The organism is Vibrio sp. 1151_11, from assembly GCF_029478525.1.
GTDB classification, from domain to species: Bacteria; Pseudomonadota; Gammaproteobacteria; order Enterobacterales; family Vibrionaceae; genus Vibrio; species Vibrio anguillarum.
On the sequence record NZ_SHMN01000002.1, the window covers coordinates 120,720 to 139,759 of the forward strand.

Genomic DNA, 19,040 nt, shown 5'->3' on the forward strand with positions numbered 1-19,040 from the left:
TATGAAAATCGCCATTATTGGTAGCGGTATTTCCGGGTTAACATGCGGTTATTATTTGCATAAACATCATGATGTTACCGTGTTTGAAGCCAATCATTACATTGGTGGGCATACCGCCACCGTCGATATTGAGCTCGATGGTCAAAATCACGCGGTTGATACTGGTTTTATCGTGTACAACGACCGGACCTACCCAAATTTCATCGCAATGATGAATGAAATTGGCGTAAAAGGCATTCCGACTCAAATGAGCTTCAGTGTGCGTAATGATGAGAATGGGCTGGAATATAATGGACATACCGCAACTACACTGTTTGCACAAAAACGGAACTGGTTAAACCCTGTCTTTTACCGCTTTATTTTTGAAATCATTCGCTTCAATCGGCTAGCGAAACAGCAAGCAGAACAAGTGCATCAATCAATGCAAACCTTAGGTGATTTCTTATTTGAGCACCAATTTTCTGACTATTTTTGTGAAAATTATATTTTACCGATGGGAGCGGCAATTTGGTCATCTTCCTTGGCTGATATGCGGGTTTTTCCGTTAAGTTTCTTTTTGCGTTTCTTCCTCAACCATGGCCTGCTAGAGATCACTAACCGACCACAATGGTATGTGGTTGAAGGCGGATCGCGCGCGTACATCGAACCCTTGACGCAAGGTTTTAAAGATAAGATTCATCTTGATAGCCCAGTTACAGAAGTCAAACGCGGCTCGGCGGGTGTCGAGCTCGTTGTTAATGGGCAATCACACCACTTTGATCATGTGATTTTTGCATGTCACAGCGATCAGGCATTAGGTATGTTAGAGCAACCGACAGAGGCTGAGCAAGAGGTGCTCGGCGTAATGCACTATCAAGCCAATGAAGTCACTTTACATACCGACACATCACTGCTGCCTAAGCGAAAAGCCGCTTGGGCAGCTTGGAACTATTGGCTTGATGGCAGTCCAGATCAAGAATCGCGTTTACCAGCGCTGACCTACAATATGAATATCTTGCAGCATATTAAAGGCGCTCATACTTTTTGTGTATCGCTCAACAGCGGTGACCGCATTGCTGATGAGAAAGTGTTACGACAGTTTACTTATCACCACCCGGTATTCACCACGCAATCTATCGCGGCTCAGCAACGCAAGCCTGAAGTCAACGGTGTGAATAACACTTGGTACTGTGGCGCTTATTGGCGCAATGGTTTTCATGAAGATGGCGTGACCAGTGCGCTGGATGTGGTGACACAGCTTGAAGCGCAAGCACAGCAGTTAAAAGGCGCGGCGTGATGGAGACGGAGCCCAACAGTTGTTTGATGGTTGGCATGGTACGTCATCGACGCTTTACACCGATTGAACATGCGCTCAATTATCCATTGTTTATGCCGTGTATTGATCTCGATGAACTGGATCAACTGAGTGATTCAGTTTGGGGGTTTGGCGAAAAATGGTGGCACTGGGCGCGTTTTCAGCGCGCCGATTATCTTGGTGAAGGGGATTTAAAACAGTGTATACAAGATAAAGTTCATGAGCTGACGGGCGACCGCTGCTCTGGAAAGGTGATAGCAGTATGTCACCTTCGTTATTTAGGAATCTATTTCAGCCCGGTTAATTTCTACTATCTTTATGATCAACAAGGTGAATGGCAATACTTGTTGGCCGAAGTGAGTAATACACCTTGGAATCAACGGCACTACTACGCGGTGAAAGCACAAGCGGGAGAAGAGCAGCAACAGTGGCGTCATCAAAAGGCGTTTCATGTTTCTCCCTTCAATCCTCTTGATCAGCAATATCATTGGAAGTTGAAGCCGCTTGGTTCGTCATTGAGTGTACATTTGGAATGCCATAAAGAAGGTAAAGTTTTCGATGCGACTTTATCGATGAAGGCACAACCATTTAATTCAAAAAATTTACTCAAGTTATTGATCAAAACACCCGTGATGGCCGTAAAAGTGACAATAGGTATTTACTGGCATGCTTTAAAGCTGTGGCTTAAAGGAGCACCTTTCTACTCCAATCCACATTCATAAATACGCAAGATCTACACAGAGACAGTGTCTAAATAACAATAACAAGGAGAACGCTCAATGCTTAATTCACAAACTCTCGCGTTGCCCAAGCAACTGACAGGGTTGCAAAAGAGTGCAAGAAGCTTCATTTTTCGCTGTCTACAGCGTTTAGACGTCGGCACTTTAACCATCATTGAAACCTTTTCCAATGAAGGCGCGTCCAGTCAGGAGACTTTTGGCGTACTTAAAGAGCATCAACCCCATGCAACTATTGAAATACATCACCCTCATTTTTATGCTCGTTTATTAAAAGGGGGTAGTATTGCAGCGGGTGAAGCTTACATGGATGGTTGGTGGGATAGCTCGAATTTGACCAGCCTAATGGAACTGATGGCTCGTAATGTCAGTGCATTAGATGGCATTGAAGCTCGCAGTAGTGTGTTGACCAAACTTTTCTATAAAGTCAGCCACTGGCTCAATCGAAATTCAATTGATAAAGCCAAAGAGAATATTCACGCCCATTACGATCTAGGCAATGATCTCTACCACACCTTTTTAGACAGTAATATGCTCTATTCCAGCGCGTTGTTTCTGCATCCGGACGAAACGTTAGAGCAGGCGCAAATCAATAAAATGGAACGTTTGTGCCAGCAGTTGCAACTCAAAGCAAGCGACCACGTGATTGAGATTGGCACCGGTTGGGGTGCGATGGCGATTTACATGGCCAAAACTTACGGCTGTCAGGTCACGACGACGACCATTTCTGAAGAGCAGCATTACTACACCGCGCAGCAAATAGAGCGGCAGGGGCTGGAGAGTCAAATCACCTTGCTTAAGCAAGATTACCGCCTGCTACAAGGTCAGTACGATAAATTAGTCTCGATAGAGATGATCGAAGCGGTCGGTAAAGAGTACCTCGCCTCTTATATTGAACAGTGCCAGTCACTACTAAAACCCAATGGTTTGATGGCGATTCAAGCCATTACCATTGCTGATCAACGTTATGATTATTACAGCAATAATGTCGATTTCATTCAGAAATACATTTTCCCCGGCGGTTTTTTACCCTCAATTACTGCATTGACAACGGCGGCGACACAGCACAGTGATTTAGTGGTTCGCAACCTGTTTGATCTTGGTCCTGACTATGCGCATACGCTTGCTCATTGGCGTCACCGTTTTGAGCTTGCAAAACATCAGGTTTCACAACTTGGGTATGATGAGCGATTCACGCGTATGTGGCGTTACTATTTCTGCTACTGCGAGGGTGGATTTTTAGCAAAATCCATCAGCACTGTACATATGACTTTGCAAAGACCGATGTAATGAAGACGCTGTTTGCTGTCTCTCTTTGGTTTCAAGCGATCTGGTTTGTTGCTGTGTTGGGGACAGAACGTTTGCAGTGGTTGGCATTGACCATGATGTTAGCCGCATTGATGTTTTCCTTGCGGCACTTTTCCTATCCTTTGGAAAGAGTGATTGCGTTAACTATGGTGGGTATTGTTATCGATGCCCTTAATCAGTATTTCGGACTATTCCGCTTTGCTACCAATGATTTTCCCATTTGGTTAATGGTGTTGTGGGGTGCTTTTTCTTGGTATGCCGCTCATTTAGTGGTGCTGCTGAAACGTTATCCATCCAAACTCATTTGTTTGATGGTCGGCGTGTTAGGTAGTTTAAGTTATTGGGCGGCAGAACGTTTAGGCGCTGTACATTTTGATTGGCCATTGGGTTTGACTATGACTATCTTGTGGCTGCAATGGGTGATGATCGGTGCATTGATACTTAGGATATTTAGCGATGATGTTAGCAAAGAGAAATAGGCTAAGAAAATTCAACCTGTTACTGATAGTGATTGCCTTTCACAGCTTGGTGAATAACGCTTTTGCGGCGGTGGCCGACGATAAACTGACCGAGTGGCAAACTTGGCCAGTGATTGGCCAAGCGAATTTAAGCTGGTTATGGCTAGATATTTATTCCTCGCAGCTGCGTACCCCATCAGGGCAGTACGAGCAAGGAAGCGATTTATCGCCCCATCCCTTGGCGCTTGAAATTGAATATCAGCGCGACATCAGTAGTAAACAGCTGGTGGAATCGACCGCAGAGCAGTGGCAAAAACTCAAATTAGCCGAGCAACAAATTGCACCATGGTTGGTGCACCTATCGTCCATTTTTCCCAGCGTTACTGAGGGCGACCGCTTGATTTACACCTCCGATGGGCAGCAGGGCGCTTTTATTTTTCATCCTAAGAATGGTGTTCAAGCGCAAGTTGGTACAGTAGTCGACGAAGCGTTAAATGACGCCTTTCTCGCGATATGGCTGTCGCCACAGACGCAATACCCACACTTACGCAAGCAATTGATAGGAATGCAACCATGAAAGCGATAGCCAGACGCAGTTATCTGTTACTTCTACTTTGGTTAGTGGGGTGCAGCGCTGATCTCACTCAATACCAATCCACGCAACCTAAGTTTGATCTATTTGAATACTTCTCTGGTCGAACGTTAGCATGGGGCATGGTGCAAGATTATACCGGGATGCAAACGCGTCGTTTCGAGGTTGCCATCGACGGAATAGTTGAGGGGAATAAACTCACTTTGGTTGAAGACTTCAATTTTGATGATGGTGAAAAAAGCCAAAGAGTATGGGTGATTGAACGTTTTGCTGATGGAAAATATATCGGCCAAGCGGATGATGTATTAGGCCAAGCCCAAGGGGAAGAAGTGGGTAACGCTTTGCGTTGGCAATATGACTTTTCCTTACCTTATGGTGATTCTACGCTAACCGTTACCTTTGACGACTGGCTTTATCGGCAAGATGAAAAGCGGGTGTTTAACCTGACTAAAATTAAAAAATTTGGTATCGAGGTCGGTAAACTAACGCTGTTCTTTGAAAAACAATAAAGCTCCTTTCGGAGCCTTATTGTGCTGATCATATGGCTTTGGAATTATCTCTGTTCTGCGCGTGGCGCTCTTGGCTTAGAGGCTTGAGCAAACGGTTTGCCTTTACTTGTCGGGCGAGAGTGTGCAGGTTTAGATGGGCCACCTTGGTTTTTCTTACCGTTGTCTGTCGCGCTGCTAGCGCGTGGTTTGTTTGGCGATTTACTTGGTGAAGTAGCGCTCTCTTTACGCGGGTTAAGAGCATCAAAACCCGGCTGAGTTTTGGTGTGTTTGGTCGCAAAACGGTTCGCTCCGTGACGGCCAGATTTACGACGCTGCGCAGGCGTGAGTGCATCCACATCATTCGCAGGCACTAAGCAGTTAGGTTTATCACCAATCAAATGTTTTTTACCCATGTTGATCAAGGCTTCACGGATAATTGGCCAGTTTAATGGGTCATGGTAGCGTAACAGCGCTTTGTGCAGCCTGCGTTGACGCTCTCCCTTTGCGACCGTCACTTCTTCACGTTTTTTGTATTTCACCCGTTTGAGCGGGTTAGTCTCTGAGTAATACATCGCGGTTGCATTACACATTGGCGATGGATAGAAGTTCTGCACCTGATCACACTCAAAATTGTTTGATTTTAGCCACAGTGCCAAATTGAGCATATCTTCATCTTCCGTACCGGGATGCGCGGAAATAAAGTACGGGATGAGGTACTGTTTCTTACCTGCTTCAGCGCTGTACTTCTCAAACATCTCTTTGAAGCGATTATAGGTGCCCATGCCCGGTTTCATCATCAGATCAAGCGGATTCTTCTCGGTATGTTCTGGGGCGATCTTGAGATAGCCTCCTACGTGATGCGTGACCAACTCACGCACATATTCAGGAGATTCAATCGCCAAGTCATAACGCACACCAGAGGCGATCATCACTTTTTTAATGCCTTTGACTTTGCGCGCTTCACGATAGAGATCAATCGTATGTTTGTGGTCGGTATTGAGCTTATGGCAAATTCCGGGGAAAACACACGATGGGCGGCGGCAGTTCATCTCAGCTTTAGGATCACTACAACCTAAACGGTACATGTTCGCCGTTGGTCCACCCAAATCCGAAATGGTTCCAGTAAAGCCGGGAACTTTATCGCGGATCTCTTCCATCTCATTCAAAATCGACTCTTTTGAACGGTTTTGGATAATGCGCCCTTCATGTTCGGTAATCGAGCAGAATGAACAACCACCAAAGCAGCCGCGCATGATATTAACCGAGGTTTTGATCATGTCGTAAGCAGGAATTTTACTTTTGCCATACATAGGGTGAGGCACGCGTGCGTAGCTCAGGCCAAACACGTAATCCATCTCTTCTGTGGTGAGTGGAATCGGAGCTTGGTTGACCCACAATTCACGGTCGCCATGGCGCTGAATCAGCGCCCGGCCGGAATAGGGGTTGGTTTCTAAATGCAGTACACGGCTTGCATGCGCGTATAAAATCCGGTCATTATTGAGCTTTTCAAAAGCAGGCAAACGAACCGCTGTTGTCGCGGCATCATGGCGAGAAGGACGAATGGTGATTGGCTTTGCTTCGGCTTCTTTTTCTTGATTAGTTTCACACTGCGTTTCCACCGCGTAAGGGTTCACAGGAACAAACGTTTTACCCGGTTTCTCAATACGTGATGAGTCAATGATGGTGTAATGCTCAGGCTCAGCGGCCAGGTTCACGGCCGTGCCGCGAATGTTGGTCATGTCAGCGATGTTATCGCCATTAGCCAAGCGGTGCGCCACTTCAACCAACGCTCGCTCTGCGTTACCAAACAGCAGTATGTCGGCTTTGGCATCAAATAGCACAGAACGGCGCACTTTGTCTGACCAATAATCATAATGGGCAACGCGGCGTAAACTGGCTTCGATACCACCGAGCACCAGTGGCACATCTTTATAAGCCTCACGACAACGCTGTGAATAGACAAGTGTGGCGCGATCTGGACGTTTGCCACCTTCATTATTGGGTGTGTACGCATCATCATGACGTAATTTTTTGTCAGAGGTGTAGCGGTTGATCATCGAATCCATGTTGCCGGCCGTGATGCCAAAAAATAGGTTGGGTTTACCCAGCGCCATGAAAGCGTCTTTATTTTGCCATTGCGGCTGGGCAATGATCCCAACGCGAAAGCCTTGCGCTTCGAGTAAACGGCCAATGATCGCCATACCAAAACTGGGGTGATCCACATAAGCGTCACCCGTGACGATCACGATGTCACAGCTGTCCCATCCTAGGGCATCCATCTCCTTTTTACTGGTTGGCAGGAAAGGTGCGGTTCCAAAGCACTCTGCCCAGTATTTTTTATATTGATGAATAGGAGTGACGTTGCTGTGCATATTTTGACCTCTGATTAATGAGCCGCGCATTATAACGACTTGCACTGGTAGTATCTAGCGGAACATTGGCTTTGCGTTCTCTTTATAAAGAAAATTATTAATCAAGTGAGTGGTAAGTGTGTCGGAGAGATATTAAGTGATATGTGATAAAAAGGATGCACCAATAGTAAAAAGGTCAACCAGTAATAAAACGGGTTGACCTTTAGACAAGAGTTAGTGGCTCATGTAACGACGTCGAATCAATAAGGCTGCCAACATTGACAATAAAGTCATGCCACCAGTACTACCTCCAGTACTACCGCCGCCTGAACCTCCTGAAAGTGGGGGTAAGGTAAAGGAGTAAGGCTTTTCATATTTCAAATTTTTGATGTAAGCCGCATCGGTACCACTTCCTTTATCGGATTTTTTTATGTATTCAAAGCGTATGTTGTTAAAGTCTTTGTTGAGGTAGAGTGTCTTACTGCCACTTTTTTCTCCATATTCCATAATATATTTAACACCATTAACCTTAGCAATGAATAAGTCTCCGCTTTCTGATGATACTTGGAAATCAAAGTGTAATTTTCCTTGTGGAACATTTTCCAACTGCAGTACGGATTGTTCCGCCTCGGCCATCGGTGCTGAGCGTAACCAACCACCCTCTTCTATCCAAGGATTTCTACTGACGTTAATACTAGCGTTAGGTACAGCGATTAAGCTGCTCAAGTCTTGCGAGGCTGCTTCAAAAATTGTTTTGAACTTTAATGATGAAGTCACGATTCCTAAATTTAGTGTGCTGTTAGTTTCAATCTCTAAGCGCACATCAGCTGGTGTCATTGAATCAATGGTATAAGAAACATCAACATAACATTGGCTACTCGGATCCAAGCCTAGCGAACAGTTTTGGTCTGTGATATTTGCAGAAGCTGGAGATAGTGTGACGTTGTTTGCGGTAATAGCCTCACTAGAGTTGTTTACAAAATGAAAGCGATGGGTATGAGTTCCATACTTAATCTCGTCTTTGAGTTGAGTTTGTCGGAAAGAAACATTGGACGTTCTTTTAGTCAGCCAATCATTAAAATGGTCGACTTTTGCATAAACGCCAGCTGTAGATTTAAATCCACAACCAAGTCCCCAACTGACAACGCCATATTGAATAAAATCAGTGCCTGATTTAACGAAAATAGGGCCACCGCTATCACCTTGGCAGGTATCTTGCGGGAAACTGGTCGTACAAAAAACATCATTTTCGATATTCGCATAGCTAGCAGGACCCAAATTTTTGCATCGTTCCGTATCCATTAACGACACTTCTGCTTTACGCAAGACTGAAGAGGGATTGCTGGATTGCAAAGTATCTAGGTCGTATTTCGTTGTACCAAAGCCAATAATTTGCATAGCTGAGCCCTCAACTAGTGCATCAAATAAACTAACAGTAGGCCGAGTAATTGCTTTGATGGGTAACGTGCGCTCTAATTCGAGAATGGCAATATCGTTACGGTTTAAAGTTGCGTTATAGTCTTCATGGTAATAAATTTGCTTAACTTTTACTCGATATCCGGCCGTTGAATACAGGTCGTTTGTTCCTACCGTGACTTGGATATCTTCCGCATTAGGTGCAAGGTATGCTTTTTCCTTCGTAACACAGTGAGCGGCTGTAAGCACATACTTACCACCCAAGTAGCTACCACCACAAAAGCTGTCTTTGTATTCCCCACGGTGCAGAGCAACCATAAAGGGAAACTCATGTGCTACTGTAGGTGCGCCATTAATGATTCTAGTTGATATTCCGGATTCCGTTCCAGAAGCACTGAACTGAAAAGATGTAAACAGAAGCGCTCCTAGCGCGACTGAAAAAAGGGGTTTGTTCATGAGTACCTCGGATTAGTTTTCCCAGCACCTCTTGGGTGTGGGAACGGTACCATATAGGGGCTAATGAATCTCGTCAATCAATGATAATTATCATATCGACAAGATATATTAATCAGATAAGGCAAGTTAATGTATTTCGGTAGCTTATAAAATGAACGCTCCGGTCATTTTTTGTTCATTATTTTCTTTTGATTACGATAGTTCTAGGCTACTCCTTTTGAGGTGTATTGATGTTCGGCGTTTTTTATATGGCTTGTCTGGCCTAAAATAATAAATAAGCAACTGCATTTACATCATTAGTGCTAACTCACGACTTGCGATTAAGTTTTACTCTATGCTGTAAAGGTCAATAGTAAATAATTTGAATAAGTTGGAGTGAATATGACACAGGTAAATTCTCAAGAGCTACGAGAAAAGGCAGTGCTTCGAGAACCGCCAGTGGCTCGATATGATGCGATTGACTGGTCGTTTAACCTGACGACTTCCGAGTTTATTTGTGATCTGAAAGCGGCGAATGAGTTACTTCATTCCAGTGTTTCGATAGCCAATATTCAAGAACTCTTGCTTTATATGACGCCGAGCAAAGCTGCAGAGATGAAGCACTGCTTCAAGTATGTGATTGAAAGTGGCAAAAGCCATGCCTTAAATTGCAACCTTGTTATTTTGGATCAGGCGTTAACTTATGTGGAGATTTTTATCGAACGTACTTCTCTCACGTGGTTGCAAGGTACGATTCGACCGCTGCTCAAACTGGAATCATTGCAAGAGGTGGCCAAGCTTTTTGAAGGAGTGTTTGATAATACACATCATGGTTTGATCCTAACCGACGATCAAACGCGGGTTTTGGCTTGTAACCACTATTTTGAGCAGCATTCAGGTTTCAAACAAAATGAGCTACTTGGATTAAAAGCCAACCTATTTAATGCAGGCAAGCATTCCAAAGAGTTTTACCAATCGATGTGGCACGACATCAACACCAAAGATCATTGGAGCGGTGTCATTCTCAATCGTCGGGCATCTGGGCTGGTTGCACCACAAGAATTAACGATTCAAAAAATCGTCCTGCAAGATGGCCGAGTGTTTTTTGTAGGGATGACACTTGATTTAGCCGATAATCTTCACCGCGTAGCTGATACGGCACTTGGGGATATCGATCTTTTGACGCAACTGCCTACCGAACAAAAGTTTAAAGCCTTGCTCGAAACATATTGCGTGGAGAACCCCCAAGGCCAAACACAAATTGTTTTGGCTTTTCAACCTGCGTTTGAATCAGATCGACACCATATAGAAACTTTAATGCTTTCCAGCTTTTTGACGCGATCTAAAGAAGCTAAGTTGGTGGGCTATGTGGGAAAAGATATTTATTTAGTGAGTTTGAGCTGTTCAGAGTGCAAAAAACACACAGATTTTCGTCTCATCCAAGATGCGATCCGGCGCTTTATGAAAGAGTTAAAGAACGAATCCAGCTCACATACCGCGATTATTAATGGCCGAATTGGTGTGTCTGTTTTAGGGTTCGATGCAAAAACGCCAGCTCGAATGTTGACGCATGCGATGCAAGCGATGCTTGAACAACATGCAGGGGAAGCGCGTAACATCAGTTTCTATCACAGTGAAATACATCAACAAGTGAAACGCAGAAAAAACTTGGAAGACAGAGTCGCCAAAGCGATTGCGCAGAAGGAATTGGAAATACACTACCAACCGATTGTCGATACTAAAACATGGAACATTGCGAAATTTGAAGCGTTATGCCGTTTTAAGCCTGTGCCCGATTTACCTTTTACCACGCAAGAAATGATTAATATAGCGGAAGAGTTAGATTTGATTGCCGAGCTTGATCGTTGTGTCAGTATTTTGTCTTTGCAAGATTTACCAAAGATAAAAACCTTGTTTGGCCAAGGTGTTGGGGTAACGATCAACCGCTCTTTAAATACCAAAATGGATGCGACGCAGATTTTAGCCAATACCATGGAGATCATTGATCGCTACACGGATACGCCTCAGTCAGTCACCATTGAGCTAACCGAAAGCGCCTATTTTGATAGCCAATCTCATCAGGCTGATGCCCTCAATGCTCTTCGATCGCGCGGCGTAACGGTTGCGATTGATGATTTTGGTACGGGTTATTCCTCTTTTACCTACCTCAGCGATTGCAATTTTGATTATTTAAAAATAGATCGCGAGTTTGTCACGGACATTCAGGTCAACAGCAATAAATACAGTATTGTTAAAATGATCACTGAGCTATCGCACACACTCGGCGTGAAAGTGGTTGCCGAGGGAGTAGAAACAGAGCATGAGGTTTGGGTGCTTAAATCATTGGGCATTGACTACATACAAGGCTATATTTTTTCAAAACCACTACCGCTTAAGGAACTGGTTCGGGCCAAGGAGTATCGTAATCGTTTTGCGTATTCGGGCGATAAAGTAGAACAAAAGCGAAAGCCCAACTGTTTGCTCAATCTGTTCAAAGAGGGGAAACCACATTTGGATCCCAGTGAGCCAATCTCTCTTGCTTATCAGTATATTAAATCGACTAAAGTTGATGTGCTGCCAGTCGTCAATCAAGGAGAGTGTGTTGGCATCGTCGATGTGGCCTCACTCAATTTATATCTGACGCCGAACATGGGAACCGATCTTGAAACCACGCGTGAAGCGGCCGTATGGCGTAAGCCCGTGAGTCAGATCATGAAATTTCATTTCACTCAGCTTGACGCGTACACCGATCTAAATCAAGTGGTGAATTTGATCGAAAAAGGACATGATTTTCCATGGGTACTGGTCGATAACACTCGTTACAAAGGCTTATTGACTCAAGCGGACGTGCTGAGGTATTTGGCCGAAAGTCAGTAACCTTCTCTGGGCATCCGCGCTTACTCTTTGCTATTATCGCGGCCAGATGTTTCCAGATGATGTTTAGATTATGATTCAAACCTTACTTTCTGTTTTTTCACCCATGCTGCTCGGTGCGCAAATCTTACTGACGTTAGTGCTGGTCAAAGGGGATATTTGTCCTGGACAACGTGGCCGTATTCATCGCGTCTTGCCAGCCATTGGTGTGCTTTGGTTGGCAGTGGCTTCACTAAAAATTGAAGCCTTTTTGGTCGTCTTTTCCATTTTCTATTTCTATTCACAAGTTCAAACCAAGAAAACTCGAGATGAAGGCCCGTTATGGGCACTGTATTTGGCGAATGGCCTTGCCTTGGCTTATGTCGCGATTCAGATATCAGAGCAGGGTCATTGGTCAGCTTCTATCGCCATGTTGCTGTTGGTTGGTTTGTTGGGCGCGAGTTTCTCGCACCTTCTACTAACGATAGCGCGCTCGCGTTTACAAGCTTTCCATCGAGTTCTACCCGTTGTGGGCATTCTCTGCTCGATGGGGATAGCTTTATGCGTTGTGCCGCACGCGTACGGGTTAGATGATGAAACGTTGGCTCAAGCAACATTGCCGTTACTAACGACATTCGGTTTCATGATTGCAGGTATTATCGTGTGGTGCTGGCATATCCTGTTTGCCAAAAGCGCTGAGAAAATTCAATTAACGGCAGCCTTGTTATTGATGCTGGCAGCCAGTATTTGTTTTCAAGGTTTGTTTAATCTCTAGACCTGGGTCACTCTTTAGTGCGAATTTTACCGCTAGTCTTTAGTGGTCTCTTTGCTATAGGAGTGAGCCATGGATTTGAGTAACGTCAGCCGTTTTGATAGCAATATATTACTTGGCATCGTCAATGAGAAGCTACGCTTAGAGTGTGACAGCTTCGAAGAGCTTGCCAGTATGTATGAAATGGATAGAGAAAATGTAGTCGGTAAGCTGGATGTTTTAGGCTACCAATACGACCCACTGACCAACCAATTTAAAGCGAACCAACGCTAGTGCTAAGCAGCGTGCAGTGACAGTTAACTAACCGCACTGTCATTCAAATAGCCATGTCGACACGACGAATAGTTTAAGCCATCTTGATCCCGTCAAGGTGGCTTTTGCATTGTTGGCGCGCGGTGGCAAAAAAAGCTTGTAAATAGTGGCGATCTTTTTCGCTGTGGCGTGTTGCGGCAAATAGTCGACGCCATAAACCTTTCCCTAGTGGCTTGCTGGTGATAAGCCCCTGCCTAGAGAACTCGCTGATGGCCCAATTTGGCAGTGCTGCCACACCTAATCCAGCAGAGACCATTTGTACTAGCATCAAAGTGTTGTCGGCTTGTTTCCACTTCGCGGGTTCAACACTAGCAGGTTGTAGAAAGTGTTTCACCACATCCAAACGCTGCTTTTGTACGGGGTAAGTGAGCATCGTTTGTGAGGCGAGAGCCTCTGGTTCAATCACCGATTTTCCCGCAAGTGGGTGAGTTGTAGAGGTGATAAGGCGCATTTCAAAATCAAAGAGTGGTTCGTAATGTACCTCTGAGCGAGGCAAAATATCGGAAGTGATGACCAAATCAAGTTCGCCGGCCAGCAATGCGGGTAAAGGTTCAAAGCCAAAGCCGGACGAAAAATCTAACGTCACACTTGGCCAAGCAAGCTGATATTCGCGCAGCGCTGGCATCAACCATTGAAAGCAAGAGTGACATTCAATCGCCATGTGTAAGCGCCCATTGACGTCTTCTTTCAAACTGGCTAAATCATTTTCAGCTCTGGCCAGCTTTGGCAGGATCTCGTCAGCCAGTTTCAGTAGGATCTCTCCTTCTGAGGTAAATTTCACTGGGCGAGTTTTACGTAGAAACAGTGGCCCGCCAATGCGTGTTTCGAGATCTTTAATCTGATGTGAAAGGGCCGATTGCGTCAAATGGAGCGCGGTAGCTGTTGAGGTGAGTGAGCCGCTGTCCCTTAAAGAAACTAAAGTCTTCAGATGCTTAAGTTCAATCATTGCCATTATTTTCCTTCATTCCTTTGAGAGAACGGTGGTTGATACCAATATCGTGGGTCGCATCAACACGGTGACCATTCTGCTGTTCTGAGCTAAGTTACGCTTTTAATATGGAGCTGTAAACATCTAGACGTCTATTTATCTTGATGTCAATTAAAGCTCTCTGCAATCAACATGAATTTTTTTAATAAACAAGTTGAATAATTGCACCTTGTCTGTGGGTCAGTTTAGATGGATAGTCTGGCCATCCAGACATCTTTATCTAATGCGATAAAGAATCAGACACGATCAACAGCAAAAGGACTAGGGACATGACAACGACGACTCACATCTTAGGTTATCCACGCATTGGTGAAAAACGCGAACTGAAATTTGCGTTAGAAAAATATTGGCGTGGCGAAAGCGATCAAGCGCAGTTACTGCAAGTAGGGCATGACATTCGTCAGAAAAACTGGGCTGAGCAGCAACAAGCGGGTCTGAGTTTTTCAACCGTAGGCGATTTCGCTTGGTACGATCACGTACTCACAACCACATTGCTCCTTGGACACGTTCCTAAACGCCATAAAAACGGCTTTCCTGATTTAGATACACTCTTTCGCGTTGGACGTGGTCAATCACAAGCGGGTTGCGGCTGTAGCGGAAGTGCAGCTTCTGATATGACTAAATGGTTTAATACCAATTATCACTACCTTGTGCCGGAGTTCAGCCAAGACGATACGTTCGAAGTCAGCTGGCCTCAACTGTTTGAGGAAGTCAATGAAGCGTCGAAAGCAGGCCACCAAGTTAAGCCTGTACTGCTTGGCCCGCTGAGCTACCTCTACTTGGGTAAAGAGGTCGAAGAGGGATTTGATCGCCTGACCTTACTGCCTCGTTTATTGACCGCTTATCAAGCAATTTTAGCTAAGCTTGCTAAACAAGGAGTGGAATGGGTACAAATCGATGAGCCTATTTTAGCGTTAGAGCTAGAATCAAAGTGGCAAGATGCATTTAAGTTGGCTTATCAAGTGATCGCTGGCGATGTAAAACTGTTACTGACTACTTATTTTGATTCGGTGCTTGATACGCTCGATAAAATCATTGAGCTACCAGTAAATGGATTGCACATCGATCTCTCCGCTTCTGCCGATCAATTGAACGCGGTACTAGAGAAATTGCCCAAAAATTGGGTACTTTCGGCAGGTGTGGTCAATGGACGCAATGTGTGGCGCGCCGATCTTGCGACGTTATTGGCTCGTTTACAGCCAGTGAAGCAGCAACTGGGGGATCGTCTGTGGATTGCGAGTTCGTGTTCACTCTTGCATAGCCCAGTTGATTTAGATCTTGAGCAGCAGCTCAGTGATGAAGTACAAAGTTGGTTTGCATTTGCCAAACAAAAAGTGACAGAAGTTGCTTTACTTGGTAAGGCACTGGACGGTGATGACGCGGCGATTCTGGCCTGTGAAACTTATAGCCAACCGATACTTGCACGTAAAACGGCAACTCACGTTAATAAACCGCATGTACAGGCGAGAGTCAACAGCATAACGGCGGCACTCTCTGAGCGCAGTGCACCTTATTCAGAGCGCGCTCATCACCAAGCTGAAGTGTTAGGGTTGCCATTTTTGCCAACGACAACCATAGGCTCATTCCCTCAAACGAGTGAGATCCGTCATCAGCGCAGTGCTTACCGTCAAGGTAAACTGGCACACGCTGATTATATCAATGCATTGAAAGGGCACATTGCCGATGCAGTAAAACGTCAAGAGGCACTTGATCTCGATGTGTTAGTGCACGGTGAAGCTGAGCGTAACGACATGGTGGAGTACTTTGCCGAAAACTTAGCCGGTTTCCAGACTACACAATTTGGCTGGGTGCAAAGTTACGGCTCACGCTGCGTAAAACCGGCTATCGTGGTGGCCGATATTGAACGTGAAAAACCGATTACGGTGGAGTGGTCTACTTATGCTCAATCATTGACTGCGAAGCAAATGAAAGGAATGTTGACTGGGCCTGTAACGATTTTATGCTGGACGTTTCCTCGTGAAGATATTTCTCGTCAAACCATCACACAGCAATTGGCTTTCGCTTTGCGTGATGAAGTGGCAGACCTGCAGCAAGCGGGCATTAACATCATCCAAATTGATGAACCTGCGATTCGTGAAGGATTGCCATTGAAGAAGCGTGACCATCAAGCATATCTGGCGTGGGCAGTTGAGGCATTTAAAATTGCGGCGGCGAGTGCGAAACCCGAAACGCAGATCCACACTCACATGTGTTACAGCGAATTTAATGAAATCATTGACTCAGTAGCGGCACTGGATGCCGATGTGATTACGATTGAAACTTCTCGCTCGAATATGGAACTGCTCAAAGCGTTTGAAGAGTTTAACTACCCGAATGAAATTGGCCCAGGTGTGTACGATATTCACTCGCCAAACATTCCCTCTCAAGAGTGGATTGAAGGTTTGTTGCGTAAAGCGGCGGAAAAAATTCCAGCAGAGAGATTATGGGTTAACCCTGATTGCGGCTTAAAAACGCGCAATTGGAATGAAGTGGAGGCAGCACTGACCAACTTAGTGTCAGCAGCTAAAGCGCTGCGCAAAGAGCTTAAACCCGAGCAAAGTTAAGCTACATTAATCTTGACAGAGGCCTCAAATGAAGCCTCTGTTTTTTACGAATAAAGTGGTTGATGAGTGGTCATCACTAATAAGGGGAGGACTATTGTGCCGAACAAGTTGCTTTACTAATGAATTGGTCCACAACAAGTTGGCCCCGCGTATTGCGCATTTTAATTCGATAAGTTAAGCCGAGGTCGAGGTTAGCGCGTGTGGTTGAATCCGAGCAGTAGGTATTGATGCTGGTTTTCAACACTTGATCAATCGGCTTTGCTCCTTTTTGATCCTCATTGTAAATCATCATAATTTCCACCGTACTGCCTTTAGCACTGGCACGCATCACGGACAAAGGCCCAAACTCTAAGGGTAACTCAGCACTAATCACATTCGCGCGATTACTGGCTACGGCTTCCAAATATTTTTGCTGATCACCATTCGAGCTACAACCCACCAGTACCAGTGTTGTAAACAGAGCACAGAGAATGACTTTCATCTTAAAACACTTTCTTGAAGGGTTTAACGATAACATGTTGATACACACCGGCAGCAACATAAGGATCGGCATCCGCCCATGCTTGAGCTTGTCTTAACGAATCAAACTCAGCGATGACTGTTGACCCCGTAAACCCAGCTTCTGCTGGATTCTCCGAATCAATTGCTGGCATTGGTCCTGCAGTTAATAGACGACCTTCATCTTGCAAGGTTTGTAAGCGCTCTAAATGTTGTGGCCGGACACTCATGCGTTTTTCCAACGAGTTTTCTACGTCTTGAGAGAAAATAACGTACCACATATTGATATCCTTATTGTTTGATAATGAAGTCGAGGCCTTACTGTACTGAAACTGGCGCGTATTGAAAGCAACCAAACTGAATTTCTGTGATCAGTTGCTAGGCTTAATCGGTCGAGGGCGGCCATCGGTATCAATGGCGACATAATTGAAGGTTGCTTCACATACTTGGAAACGATCGCCCACGCTGTCGTATTTGATGGGTTTTACCCATACTTCAAGATTGACGGACATTGAAGTGCGGCCAATTTTGGTGCATTCACCATAACAACACACTACATCACCTACCTTGACGGGTTTTTTAAACGTAATGCTAGAAACAGACACAGTGACAACGCGGCCAAATGAGATCTCTTTGGCTAAAATTGCGCCAGCCAAGTCGAGTTGAGACATGATCCAACCGCCGAAAATGTCACCGTTGGCGTTAGTATCTGCTGGCATGGCTAAGGTGCGTAGCAATAATTGGCCTCTTGGGGCGCTATTTTCCTGATTCATTTTTCGACATCCACAACAACAAAACAGCGACCAAAGTGGTCGCTGAAAAATAGGGACGGATTATACCAAAGACAGCCTGTTTTGCACTTAAAGAGTCCTCTGAATGAATCCTAGCGAGAAGGTTAGTGCAATCAGTGCTCGTGCGAGGAGGGTTTGCTCTCGGAAACTTGCTTCTCTTTTGGCAGGTGTTTGTAGATAAAAACACCCGTTAATAAGGTATAAACAAAAGTTGCGGCTAATAAGCCAAATACTTTGAAGTTGACCCAAACATCCAATGGCAGTTGATATGCAATGTAGATGTTTAGTACAGCGCAAACGCTGAAAAAGAAAACCCACGCCCAGTTGATTTTTGCCCATACGTGTTCAGGTAAGGTTAGCTCTTTGCCAAGCATTCCTTTAATGGCTGATTTGCCCATGATGTGGCTGATGGTCAAGCCCAAGGCAAAAACAACGTAAACAATGGTGACTTTCCATTTAATGAAATTGTCATCGTGAAAGAAAATCGTCATACCACCGAAGATAGTCACCATCAAAAACGTGATGATCTGCATTTTTTCAACTTTCTTATACAGTGCGTAGGTCAGGGCAATCTGTACCGCACTGGCCACGATAAGTGCCCCTGTGGCGACATAGATGTCGTACATCTTGAAAAGGGCAAAAAAGATGATGAGTGGTATAAAATCAATAAGTTGTTTCATTCGTGTTCATGCTTCCGATTTAAACGTTGCGCACAGTCTAACCAAAACCGTGTCAGAGCTAAATAGAAAGAGACAATTCGAAACAAATTAACTAGAAATGGATCAGCGTTCCCAGCCGCTGGTTTCAAGTTGTGGTATTGCTCGTTTCATGTCTTCTAAATAGCCTTCACTTTTTAAATTGGCGACGGCTATCTGCAATTCTTCATCTGTCATTGAAAAACAGGAATCTTTGCCAGTAATTAAGCCTAGATATTGGTGGTATTCAAATTCACTGAAATGGCCAATCCGATCGATAACCAATTCTCGGATCCCGTGGTGAATCAAACCATAATAAGTATCACGATCAATATCCATTACTCATACTCCAAGTCGATTCGTGCTAACGCCAAAAGTTTGCCGCTGCTATGTGGCACGAAAGAGGTGTCGTTTATTATAGCAATCGCAATGCCAACTTTATCGTCAGTCATAGGGCGCTTTAATGATTAACTTTAGTATGAGAACTG

18 protein-coding genes are annotated in these 19,040 nt (G+C 44.8%); 10 read left to right on the forward strand and 8 right to left on the reverse strand.

Translation table 11 applies throughout. From position 1 onward, the window contains the following. Position 1 precedes the first annotated feature (1 nt). Genes EXZ60_RS02415 through EXZ60_RS02440 form a run of 6 tightly spaced genes read left to right on the forward strand, consistent with a single transcriptional unit; the run spans position 2 to position 4,898 of the window. On the forward strand, positions 2-1,276 hold the full coding sequence (locus EXZ60_RS02415) for an NAD(P)/FAD-dependent oxidoreductase (RefSeq protein ID WP_277435229.1): 1,275 nt from the start codon (positions 2-4) through the stop codon (positions 1,274-1,276). Next, the gene (locus EXZ60_RS02420) at positions 1,276-2,016 is read left to right on the forward strand and encodes a DUF1365 family protein (RefSeq protein ID WP_088728772.1); all 741 of its coding nucleotides are present in this window, start codon (positions 1,276-1,278) and stop codon (positions 2,014-2,016) included. Before EXZ60_RS02415 ends, EXZ60_RS02420 begins: the two co-directional genes overlap by 1 nt. A 57-nt stretch (positions 2,017-2,073) precedes the next feature. Continuing rightward, on the forward strand, positions 2,074-3,321 hold the full coding sequence (locus EXZ60_RS02425) for a cyclopropane-fatty-acyl-phospholipid synthase family protein (RefSeq protein WP_277435230.1): 1,248 nt from the start codon (positions 2,074-2,076) through the stop codon (positions 3,319-3,321). Next, a complete protein-coding gene (locus tag EXZ60_RS02430) occupies positions 3,321-3,818 on the forward strand; it encodes a DUF2878 domain-containing protein (RefSeq protein ID WP_088728774.1) in 498 nt (165 codons plus the stop codon). Before EXZ60_RS02425 ends, EXZ60_RS02430 begins: the two co-directional genes overlap by 1 nt. Beyond that, on the forward strand, positions 3,796-4,374 hold the full coding sequence (locus tag EXZ60_RS02435) for a chalcone isomerase family protein (protein WP_019281991.1): 579 nt from the start codon (positions 3,796-3,798) through the stop codon (positions 4,372-4,374). Before EXZ60_RS02430 ends, EXZ60_RS02435 begins: the two co-directional genes overlap by 23 nt. Continuing rightward, a complete protein-coding gene (locus EXZ60_RS02440; RefSeq protein WP_094125207.1) occupies positions 4,371-4,898 on the forward strand; it encodes a DUF3833 domain-containing protein in 528 nt (175 codons plus the stop codon). Before EXZ60_RS02435 ends, EXZ60_RS02440 begins: the two co-directional genes overlap by 4 nt. A 44-nt stretch (positions 4,899-4,942) precedes the next feature. Here EXZ60_RS02440 and EXZ60_RS02445 read toward each other — a convergent pair whose 3' ends face one another. Both EXZ60_RS02445 and EXZ60_RS02450 read right to left on the reverse strand, forming a co-directional pair. Next, positions 4,943-7,249, reverse strand: coding sequence for a YgiQ family radical SAM protein (locus tag EXZ60_RS02445; RefSeq protein WP_277435231.1), 2,307 nt, complete (start codon positions 7,247-7,249; stop codon positions 4,943-4,945). A gap of 213 nt (positions 7,250-7,462) precedes the next feature. Then, positions 7,463-9,100: a trypsin-like serine protease gene (locus EXZ60_RS02450; RefSeq protein WP_277435232.1), complete on the reverse strand. Its 1,638-nt coding sequence runs from the start codon at positions 9,098-9,100 to the stop codon at positions 7,463-7,465. A 381-nt stretch (positions 9,101-9,481) separates the two neighbouring features. On the opposite strand from EXZ60_RS02450, the gene EXZ60_RS02455 reads away from it, so the two are divergent. From EXZ60_RS02455 to EXZ60_RS02465, 3 genes are all read left to right on the forward strand, one after another. Further along, on the forward strand, positions 9,482-11,956 hold the full coding sequence (locus tag EXZ60_RS02455; protein ID WP_277435233.1) for an EAL domain-containing protein: 2,475 nt from the start codon (positions 9,482-9,484) through the stop codon (positions 11,954-11,956). Between the two features lie 70 nt (positions 11,957-12,026). Next, on the forward strand, positions 12,027-12,707 hold the full coding sequence (locus EXZ60_RS02460) for a hypothetical protein (protein ID WP_017047761.1): 681 nt from the start codon (positions 12,027-12,029) through the stop codon (positions 12,705-12,707). Between the two features lie 69 nt (positions 12,708-12,776). Continuing rightward, complete coding sequence (locus EXZ60_RS02465; protein WP_010316942.1) at positions 12,777-12,977, forward strand: DUF4250 domain-containing protein; 201 nt, start codon at positions 12,777-12,779, stop codon at positions 12,975-12,977. 73 nt (positions 12,978-13,050) lie between these two features. On the opposite strand, the gene metR is transcribed toward EXZ60_RS02465, so the two are convergent. Continuing rightward, positions 13,051-13,962, reverse strand: a complete 912-nt coding sequence (gene metR / locus EXZ60_RS02470) for an HTH-type transcriptional regulator MetR (RefSeq protein ID WP_038220098.1) — start codon at positions 13,960-13,962, stop codon at positions 13,051-13,053. Positions 13,963-14,273: 311 nt separating this feature from the next. Between metR and metE the strand changes: the two genes are divergently transcribed. Continuing rightward, on the forward strand, positions 14,274-16,568 hold the full coding sequence (gene metE / locus EXZ60_RS02475) for a 5-methyltetrahydropteroyltriglutamate--homocysteine S-methyltransferase (protein ID WP_277435234.1): 2,295 nt from the start codon (positions 14,274-14,276) through the stop codon (positions 16,566-16,568). A gap of 91 nt (positions 16,569-16,659) precedes the next feature. Here the strand turns inward: metE and EXZ60_RS02480 are convergent, their stop codons facing one another. The 5 genes from EXZ60_RS02480 to EXZ60_RS02500 all read right to left on the reverse strand — a co-directional run bounded on the left by EXZ60_RS02480 (position 16,660) and on the right by EXZ60_RS02500 (position 18,891). Beyond that, entirely contained in the window at positions 16,660-17,049 is a 390-nt protein-coding gene (locus EXZ60_RS02480) for a GspS/AspS pilotin family protein (protein ID WP_013857154.1), read from the reverse strand. Position 17,050: 1 nt separating this feature from the next. Continuing rightward, positions 17,051-17,347 (reverse strand): YciI family protein, encoded by a 297-nt coding sequence (locus tag EXZ60_RS02485; protein ID WP_013857153.1) that lies wholly within the window; start codon positions 17,345-17,347, stop codon positions 17,051-17,053. 90 nt (positions 17,348-17,437) lie between these two features. Then, on the reverse strand, positions 17,438-17,839 hold the full coding sequence (gene yciA / locus EXZ60_RS02490) for an acyl-CoA thioester hydrolase YciA (protein WP_013857152.1): 402 nt from the start codon (positions 17,837-17,839) through the stop codon (positions 17,438-17,440). A gap of 131 nt (positions 17,840-17,970) precedes the next feature. Further along, complete coding sequence (locus EXZ60_RS02495; RefSeq protein WP_017042013.1) at positions 17,971-18,537, reverse strand: septation protein A; 567 nt, start codon at positions 18,535-18,537, stop codon at positions 17,971-17,973. Between the two features lie 102 nt (positions 18,538-18,639). After that, complete coding sequence (locus tag EXZ60_RS02500; protein ID WP_013857149.1) at positions 18,640-18,891, reverse strand: hypothetical protein; 252 nt, start codon at positions 18,889-18,891, stop codon at positions 18,640-18,642. Positions 18,892-19,040: the final 149 nt, after the last annotated feature.

Coding starts and splice junctions, on each gene's coding strand:
- EXZ60_RS02415 (WP_277435229.1), top strand. CDS start 2: ATGAAAATCGCCATTATTGGTAGCGGTATTTCCGGGTTAACATGCGGT.
- EXZ60_RS02420 (WP_088728772.1), top strand. CDS start 1,276: ATGGAGACGGAGCCCAACAGTTGTTTGATGGTTGGCATGGTACGTCAT.
- EXZ60_RS02425 (WP_277435230.1), top strand. CDS start 2,074: ATGCTTAATTCACAAACTCTCGCGTTGCCCAAGCAACTGACAGGGTTG.
- EXZ60_RS02430 (WP_088728774.1), top strand. CDS start 3,321: ATGAAGACGCTGTTTGCTGTCTCTCTTTGGTTTCAAGCGATCTGGTTT.
- EXZ60_RS02435 (WP_019281991.1), top strand. CDS start 3,796: ATGATGTTAGCAAAGAGAAATAGGCTAAGAAAATTCAACCTGTTACTG.
- EXZ60_RS02440 (WP_094125207.1), top strand. CDS start 4,371: ATGAAAGCGATAGCCAGACGCAGTTATCTGTTACTTCTACTTTGGTTA.
- EXZ60_RS02445 (WP_277435231.1), bottom strand. CDS start 7,249: ATGCACAGCAACGTCACTCCTATTCATCAATATAAAAAATACTGGGCA.
- EXZ60_RS02450 (WP_277435232.1), bottom strand. CDS start 9,100: ATGAACAAACCCCTTTTTTCAGTCGCGCTAGGAGCGCTTCTGTTTACA.
- EXZ60_RS02455 (WP_277435233.1), top strand. CDS start 9,482: ATGACACAGGTAAATTCTCAAGAGCTACGAGAAAAGGCAGTGCTTCGA.
- EXZ60_RS02460 (WP_017047761.1), top strand. CDS start 12,027: ATGATTCAAACCTTACTTTCTGTTTTTTCACCCATGCTGCTCGGTGCG.
- EXZ60_RS02465 (WP_010316942.1), top strand. CDS start 12,777: ATGGATTTGAGTAACGTCAGCCGTTTTGATAGCAATATATTACTTGGC.
- metR (WP_038220098.1), bottom strand. CDS start 13,962: ATGATTGAACTTAAGCATCTGAAGACTTTAGTTTCTTTAAGGGACAGC.
- metE (WP_277435234.1), top strand. CDS start 14,274: ATGACAACGACGACTCACATCTTAGGTTATCCACGCATTGGTGAAAAA.
- EXZ60_RS02480 (WP_013857154.1), bottom strand. CDS start 17,049: ATGAAAGTCATTCTCTGTGCTCTGTTTACAACACTGGTACTGGTGGGT.
- EXZ60_RS02485 (WP_013857153.1), bottom strand. CDS start 17,347: ATGTGGTACGTTATTTTCTCTCAAGACGTAGAAAACTCGTTGGAAAAA.
- yciA (WP_013857152.1), bottom strand. CDS start 17,839: ATGAATCAGGAAAATAGCGCCCCAAGAGGCCAATTATTGCTACGCACC.
- EXZ60_RS02495 (WP_017042013.1), bottom strand. CDS start 18,537: ATGAAACAACTTATTGATTTTATACCACTCATCATCTTTTTTGCCCTT.
- EXZ60_RS02500 (WP_013857149.1), bottom strand. CDS start 18,891: ATGGATATTGATCGTGATACTTATTATGGTTTGATTCACCACGGGATC.